The 8,282-nt window shown below is 36.5% G+C and carries 4 protein-coding genes; 2 read left to right on the forward strand and 2 right to left on the reverse strand.

Features of this window, described 5'->3' with window-relative positions:
- The first annotated feature begins 93 nt into the window (after positions 1 to 93).
- Entirely contained in the window at positions 94 to 753 is a 660-nt protein-coding gene (locus tag MB14_RS10625; RefSeq protein WP_084376044.1) for an NUDIX hydrolase, read from the forward strand.
- A gap of 10 nt (positions 754 to 763) precedes the next feature.
- On the opposite strand, the gene MB14_RS10630 is transcribed toward MB14_RS10625, so the two are convergent.
- Positions 764 to 3,259, reverse strand: a complete 2,496-nt coding sequence (locus MB14_RS10630) for a hybrid sensor histidine kinase/response regulator (protein ID WP_062591515.1) — start codon at positions 3,257 to 3,259, stop codon at positions 764 to 766.
- A 148-nt stretch (positions 3,260 to 3,407) separates the two neighbouring features.
- Positions 3,408 to 3,989, reverse strand: coding sequence for an LOG family protein (locus MB14_RS10635; RefSeq protein ID WP_062591516.1), 582 nt, complete (start codon positions 3,987 to 3,989; stop codon positions 3,408 to 3,410).
- A 376-nt stretch (positions 3,990 to 4,365) separates the two neighbouring features.
- Between MB14_RS10635 and MB14_RS10640 the strand changes: the two genes are divergently transcribed.
- Entirely contained in the window at positions 4,366 to 8,238 is a 3,873-nt protein-coding gene (locus tag MB14_RS10640; RefSeq protein WP_084376045.1) for an ATP-binding protein, read from the forward strand.
- The last annotated feature ends 44 nt before the right edge of the window (positions 8,239 to 8,282 follow it).

Below are 8,282 nucleotides of genomic sequence, written 5' to 3' on the forward strand. Positions count from 1 at the left end.
ATTCTAAATGAAATAAAGAAAGCGGGTTATAATTGAACCAACTTTTATACAAGAACGCTATATTCTCAACGAAGTTTACTCCAACAGAAGCAAATGAGGTTTTCCAACATCGATATAGTCGTAAATCAGCTGAGGGCTCGTCTAGATTTACCGTTGCCTGGAAGAGAGGCTCAAATAAGAATGGCGCCTACACCAATAGACGAGAATCGGTTTAGAGAAACCGCGAATAGACCTGCACGACCTGGAGGCGTGATGGTGTTGCTTTATCCTAAAAATGGAGAGTTGTATTTGCCATTGATGAAGCGCCCAGGTTATAATGGGGCTCATGGTGGACAAGTTAGTTTTCCGGGCGGAAAAGCGGAAAAACAGGATTCGAATTTAATAGAGACAGCCTTACGAGAAACAGAGGAAGAAATTGGCGTAAGGGCCAAAGAGGTTTCTGTTATTGGGCAATTGTCTGAGTTGTTTATAATTGCTAGCAATTTTAAGGTGCTTCCGACTGTAGGAGTGATTGATTATACCCCCAAATTCATCCCTGACCCTTATGAAGTGGAGGCTGTTTTAGAGGTGCCAATCTCTCAGTTTTATGACATGAATAAAAGAGGGGTAGAGGAAATGAGATTTGGTAAATATGTTATTCAATCACCTTATTTTAATGTGGGTGGACATTTGGTTTGGGGCGCTACTGCTATGATGTTGAGTGAGTTACTAGCAGTTATTGATGATGTGGAGCGTGATTTACTAACTTTTTAGCAAGTCATTTTTAAGGCTTCATTGCTTCTTTGTTCAGGTACAATACCAATTTGTTTAATAGCTCTTTTGGATCGAATGGTTTAGAAATAAATTCATCCAAAACGTATCTCTTAGGGTTTTCTTGAAGGTCGTTCTTAGAAAAGGCCGTCATTCCAATAATATTGGTTTTTCTATTCAGTACAGATTGTTCTCTAATCAGTGCAGTACATTCGAAACCATCCATCTCCTCCATATGAATATCCATTAGAATTAGGTCGAAAAGTTCTTCATTGCTTTTTTGAAACGCTTTATTACCACTTGAGGCTTCATGAAATTCAGCATTCCATTTTTGAAACAACCTGCTTAACACCATTCTGTTCATGTAGTTATCATCTACAACAAGTATTTTGGCTTGCTTTAGGTCGTAAATAGTGTCTGTTTTATTTGAGGCTAATAAGTCAAAAGTCTCAGGTAGTTTAAATTCAATTTCAAACTGAAATGAGGTGCCCTCGCCAACTTTACTTGTAACCGATACTTTGCTATTATGTAGCTCTAATAACTTTTTAGTAATTGATAAACCAAGCCCCGTACCACCGTATTTTCTTGTTGTATCGCTACTGGCCTGTTCGTAATCGTTGAAAATTTCACTGATTTTATCTTCAGGAATTCCAATTCCAGTATCTGTTACCATAAATTCTATACTTACCTTTTCGTCTTCAATCCCTAGTAACTCTGCACTTACCACTATGCTACCTTGTTCGGTAAATTTTAAGGCATTGCTCATCAGGTTATTGAAAATCTGAGTCAGTCTGGTAGGGTCACCAATAAGTCTGTTTGGGGTGTTTTCTGAAAGGTGAAAGTCTAGCGAAATATTTTTACTGTGGGCTTTAAACTTAAAGCTGTCTCGAATATTTTTGAGTAGATCGATCAATGAGAAATCAATCATTTCTAGCTTTAATTTTCCAGCTTCAATTTTATTGTAATCAAGTATATCGTTGATGAGCGAGCTAAGGTTTTCAGCAGAAAACTTTAGTGCATCAATATATTCTTGGGTTTCCTCATTTTCATTATCAATATCCATTAAATGGCTTAAACTAATAATTGCATTTAACGGTGTGCGAATTTCGTGACTCATTACAGATAAGAAGTCAGACTTTGATTTAGTAGCTTTCTCTGCTTCTAATCGTGCTTTTTTTAACTCAATATTCTGAACATTGATTTGGTGGGTTCTCTCCGCTACTTTTTCTTTTAGTTCTGCATTAGTCTTTTCCTGGAGTTTCTCATTTTCAACCAATTGTATCAGGAGTGATTCTTGTGTAATGGCGTGATTTTCAGTTAGTTTTTTCATTCTATGACCTAAGCCCAGAGCGAAGAATACTATTTCAACTCCTACAGCAAGCTGAACATAAGGAACAATTTTGGCGTCAAGGTCAAGGATGTACTGAGCCGAAGCAAACAATGCAATAGTGACTAGGAAAATAGAGCCAAGAGCGAAATAGCGTAACTCTAAGCTATTTAACCTTCTAAGTGATAGAATGAAAACAACTACACTTGCCGATATACCAATATTAAAGAGGTTATGAATAATAAGTCCGTTATATACATCACGCGTAATGGTAATGTAGATAGAGTTGAGAACGAAAGCCACTAGCATTACTCCAATAAAAACTTTGAAGTAATAGTCCCACTTTGGGTAATGTTCTTTTGTATTAAGAAAATGACGCGCAAAAGAAAAATAGAATACTGCCGAAAGATTGGGCAATAACCATAGTAAAGATATTTTTTCAGGATGCTCAGGAAAAATATAAGGATCTAGAAAGCCATGAAAAAAGAGAAAGTAAATAGTGTTTGTGATGGCATAGAAAGCGTAAAAAAGGAAAACTACTCTTCTAACGTAGGTATACAGAGAAATACCTAAGATGGATAAAATAATTAATAATCCAGTGAAAACCCCCTCTAATAAGGCCTTTTGTTCTGCTTGTTGCTGCCATTTTTCAAGTTGAACCGCTTTAAAGTCAAAGCGAGGAGGGTAGTTGTCTAATGACTTGGTTTTGATGAGAAGAGTGGCGTTTTCACCTACTTTTAAATCTAATTTAAATTGAGATTGGAATCCCTTTTTTATATTTCGCTCACTGACGGGCACAAAGTAACCCGCTTTTAAAGAGTCGAGCTTTTCGCCCTTTTCAACATAGACAGTTGAATAAGCATTGTCACCAGTGTATACCACTAAGCTCTGATATCGGTCTGAATAGTTTGAAAGAATAAGCTTAACCCAATAGGTTTTATCCGTTTCAAACAAGTCTATATCCGCAAGGCTAATGTAGTAGCTTGGCCCAAAATCCTTTACCTGATTGTAATTGAGGTTATTACTATCATCGCGAAACACCATTATCTGAGAAGGTGGGATGTACTGGGTTTCGCTATTATATATTCTATGCTGATACCAGTAGTCGGCAATGCTATCAGATTTCGCTAGGAGGGATTGCCCACTAATGAATAGAATAATAAGAATAGAAACCCTAAACATATAGTCTTTAACAAGGAAAATGGTTCGGTAAATCGGTATTCAAAAATGCTAATAATTTCTAGCTTTGTTAAATATCAATATATTTAATATCATAGAATATGATAATAAGCGAAATACTGTATTTCAAAGGGTTTATTGTGTTTTTGAACTACGAATACTTTAAAGCATCTTTACTCCAAGGTGCAGACTGATGTATAGCTTCAAGAACCTTCTCTGGGTCTTCAAAAGCATTCCATATGTTATTATGAATAGGTTTCATGAAATTCTCTTGAATCGAGAATTCCAACATTTTGATCAGGTGGTCATAGTAACCAAATGCATTTAAGATCACAATTGGCTTGGTAAAAATGCCTAATCTTTTGAGCGTCATGGCTTCCAGTAGTTCTTCCATGGTACCACATCCGCCAGGTAATGTAATTAACGCATCTACACCAACCATGAATTGTTTCTTTCGCTCGTGCATGTCGGCCGTGAAAATGAACTCATTGACGTCTTTATGATGAAACTCTACTTCCTTCATAAAGTGTGGCATAATACCAACAATTCTGCCTTTTTCAGCAAGTATTGTATCGGCAAGTTTACCCATTAAGCCACGACTCCCACCGCCATATACTACCGTTATGTTATTTTTTGCTAGTACTCTTGCTAGTTTTTCCGTAGCCTCAAAATACTTTTGGTCTATGTTTTCGCTAGAAGCGCAGTAAATACAAACCTTTTTAATTTTTTGCATAGAGCTTTAACACATAAAGTTTGGTTCAAGGTAACCAAAATGGTTTTAATATGTCATCTGTCTGAATTCGATTTGTTAATTTATAAATTTCGTTATTTATCAAATGGCTAAATTCAACTTACCAATTGGATAGAATGAAAATGAGCTGAGGTTCAATTTTGAAGAAGGTTTTTTATCGTTCTGTTTTTTTTTTAGGCAGTTTGTGAGTAAATAATTGACACTCTTTGTAAGTATTTCTCTTTACAATTACACTTTTATACTTCATTGATTTATGATCTCAGTAATTTTTTGGGAGTATCAATTATACCTTTAGTTTTACTGTAGCCTCACTCCTTTATGAGGTGGAAATTCAACCAAAACATTAATTCAGATATCCATGCGAAGTACCCTTCGATACTGGTTTTATTTATTCTTTTCATTTATAGGTATCTACAGTTTTTCTCAGGAACTAGAAATTAAACAAATAGGTACTCCCTTCATTAATACATATCTACCGACTGATTACCATGCACATGAGCAATCATATTCCTTAATACAAGCCAAGAGTGGGCTTATGTACATAGCTAATGTTACTGGGGTAATTGAGTTTGATGGCCAGAATTGGAGAGTTGACAATAGGATATCTGATGATTCTTTTAAAGATGTTGTTGAAGGGCCAGACGGAAGAATTTACGCCACAAGCAAAGCAGAATTTGGCTATTTTTCTTCAGACTTAAAAGGCGAACTAAAGTATACATCATTGGTTCCCAAAACTCCTTCTAGCTTTATTAACAACGGTTCAATGGAGCATGTGGATCTAGTAAATGATAAGTTGATATTCAAGGCTTTTCGTGACCTTTTGATTTATGATCCAGTTCAAGATACCATAACAGTGATTTCAAATATATCTGAGTTAGGGCAGGTAGAACAAATTGATGGTAAGTATTACGCCATTGATCAAGAGAAAGGACTGGTAAAACTTGATGATAATCGCCTAGTACAAATGCCTCTTGCTGACCGTATTTTACAACTTGGAGTGATTAAGATATTGCGTTTTGCCAACAACGAGTTGCTTTTCGTTACTCGAAGCAAGGGGCTCTTTAAATATGATTTCGAAACTTTAGTTGAATGGGATACTGAAGTTTCTGATAGGTTAAAGGATTCTTTTGGATATACAGGTCTGAATATTCAAGATAAATATTACGCCTTCGGAACAGACAATGCTGGGGTTTTTATAATAGATGCGGTAGGTAAATTGGTGCAAAAATTAGATAAAACTACTGGGCTGCCTGATTTCCAAGTGATGGACTTGGAGCTTGATAGTAACTATAATCTATGGGTTATTCAACATGGAGCAATCAACCAAGTAATTCTTAATTCACCAATAACTTCATTAGACGAAAGACATGGAGTGAATGGCTACGTCTTGTACATCTCTGAATATAATGAAGATTATTACGTGGCTACTACCACTGGAATGGCATATAAGTCTAAGGAAAGACCTTGGCAATCAGTTGATAATGAAAAAATATTTACGGCATTAGAAAACTATCCTTTTAGAACATGGATGTTTTTTAAGAAATCTGGCGATTTATTGGCTGCCACTAATACTGGTCTCCTTACGATAAACAAGACATCCTTTACAGAGATTTACAAAGGGGAAGCACTTTGGGCAGGGGCAGAAGTGCCCGGTAAAGATCAGATGATCATCGGAAGCGTAGAAGGACATTTGCACTTGTTTGAAAAACAGAATGACGATTGGAAATACATACACAAGCTCAAAGGGTTTGAACAACAAATGGATTTTCTTGAATGGGACGAAAGTGGAGACTTTTGGATGACTGATTCAGGCACTGGCGTTTTCAAACTTACGCTTAATGAAGCCAAAGATGAGGTGATTAACATAAAGTCATATGGAAAGCTTGAAGGCCTGCCCGATAATATTAGAAACAGAGTTTTTAGGCATTCAGACGGTCTGAAATTCGGTACAGACAAAGGGGTATATACCTTCGATAGCAAAAATGATCGGTTTAACCTTGTTTCGGAATTTAGTGAGGCCGACAGTTTTAATGTTTTTAGATTTATAGAGTTAGCCAATGGAAATATTTTTGCCTCACTTAATGGTTATGGTAAAGGTCTTTTCATTAAGAATGGTGAAGAGTACAAGCTGGAGGCACATCCTTATCAACGGATAATTAGCCATAATTCCGAGTATGCAACGGGCCTTGGTGGAAATGATATTTGGATTACTAGCTCTGGAATTAAGCACGTTTCAACAGCTGCTGACTTACCAAAAACTTTCCTTTTTAATACCAAAATCAGACAAGTAAGAATTGCTACAAACTTAGATTCGGTAATTTTTGGAGGTGGAGAAAAGCTCGTTAAAACTACTTTGTCGCCTGACCAAAATGCCCTTAATTTTAGTTTCTCTGCTTCATTCTATGACGCTTTGGATAAACTCGAGTTTCAAAGCCAGTTGGTAGGTAGTGAAGAAGATTGGTCTAACTGGTCTAGCGAAACAGTGAGAACTTTCACAAACCTTCCTTATGGTAGCTATACTTTTAAGGTTAGAGCAAAAAATGTTTATGGTGAAATAAGTGAAATCGATGAGTTTTCATTTAAAATAGAAACTCCATTTTACTTCACCTTTGGCGCTTTCGTGTTTTACACGCTTGTCCTTGGACTTATTGTTTGGTTCATTGTAAAGACAAATAACAGAAAGCTAATAGCAGAAAATGAGATGTTAGAGCATACTGTTAAGGAAAGGACTTCTGAAATCCGTGAACAAAAAGAAGCCGCAGAACGTGATAAAAAGCTGATACAAGAACAAGCAGATAAGCTTAGAGAACTGGATAAAGTAAAGTCAAGATTTTTTGCTAACATTTCTCATGAGTTGAGAACACCCCTAACACTTATAAATGCCCCCTTGGAAGCCTTAATAGCAGATGAAAGTATCACTGATGAGCGACTTAAGGAAACGCTCAATGTGGCACAAAAGAATGGAGAAAGGCTGAATCTACTGGTCGAAGAGATTTTGGACTTAGCCAAAGTGGAAGCCGGAAAACTGAAATTAGTAGAGAACCCAATGAGGGTTAAAGATTTCCTAGAAGAGCTGTTAATGGCATATACCACAGCCGCTCAGCAAAAGGAAATAGAAATGAAACTTTGCTTTCAAGCAGAAGAAGGTTTGGCTATTCTCTGTGATGGTAGAAAGTGTTCAAAAATTTTAAATAATCTACTTTCCAACGCTATAAAGTACACGCCTCTTGGCGGAATAATTCGAGTAGAAGTTGCAACAATGGGAGATAAGCTAATTATTTCAGTGGTTGACAACGGTGACGGAATTCACCCTAACGACCTACCTAAAGTATTCGACCGTTTCTATCAATCTGAGCAACCTGATAAGAAGGCCGAAGGGGGTACTGGGATTGGGTTGGCATTGGCTAAAGAGTTGGCCGTATTGCATGGTGGTGATTTGAAAGTTCAGAGTACTTTAGGAGAGGAAACTAAGTTTACATTTACCCTTCCGTTAAAAAGAGTTTCTGAAAAAGTATTGGTGCCTTTAACCAAACTGAACGGTAAGAAGATCGAGGAAGCACTAAAGCAAACAATTGATAGATATTCGGAACAATTCAATTTAGAAAAACCGGTTTTGTTGGTTACAGAAGATCATCCAGAAATGAGGGCCTTCGTTGCCAAAACCCTTCAGCCATATTTTGCAATTATAGAGGCTAACAATGGAAAAAAAGCATTGGAAATATTATTGTCAAAATCAGTAGATATTGTTATTTCTGATGTAATGATGCCAATAATGGATGGTTTTGAACTGTTAGAAGCCATTAAGAAGGACGAAAAATTAGCAGAGGTATCAGTTGTTATGCTTACTGCGAGGGCAGATACCGAGGATAAACTTCAAGCACTTACTCTTGGCATTGATGACTACCTGACAAAACCTTTTAGTGCTGCGGAATTTTTAGCAAGAATTAAGAATATTCTAGAAAACAGAATCAAGGTGATTAGAGAGTTGCGTAAAATTAAGAGGTCAGAAAGCACTAATTCCGATAATGAATTAGGTGTAATAAAGGAAGATTATGGCCTAACAAATAGAGAGACTGAAATTCTGAAACTCCTTAGTAAGCGTTACTCCAATCAAGAAATTTCAGACGCATTATTTGTTTCAACCAATACAGTGAAATATCACCTAAAAAGTCTTTACCTTAAGTTAGGAGTTGCAAATCGAACAGAAGTCTCGGCACTTTTAGAAGGATAAAGAAGGAATAGGGTTTGCCCTAATTCTGAAATCTAGTTTTTTTA

Source organism: Roseivirga ehrenbergii, from assembly GCF_001593005.1.
In the GTDB taxonomy this organism is placed as follows: Bacteria; Bacteroidota; Bacteroidia; order Cytophagales; family Cyclobacteriaceae; genus Roseivirga; species Roseivirga ehrenbergii.

Coding starts and splice junctions, on each gene's coding strand:
- MB14_RS10625 (WP_084376044.1), top strand. CDS start 94: ATGAGGTTTTCCAACATCGATATAGTCGTAAATCAGCTGAGGGCTCGT.
- MB14_RS10630 (WP_062591515.1), bottom strand. CDS start 3,259: ATGTTTAGGGTTTCTATTCTTATTATTCTATTCATTAGTGGGCAATCC.
- MB14_RS10635 (WP_062591516.1), bottom strand. CDS start 3,989: ATGCAAAAAATTAAAAAGGTTTGTATTTACTGCGCTTCTAGCGAAAAC.
- MB14_RS10640 (WP_084376045.1), top strand. CDS start 4,366: ATGCGAAGTACCCTTCGATACTGGTTTTATTTATTCTTTTCATTTATA.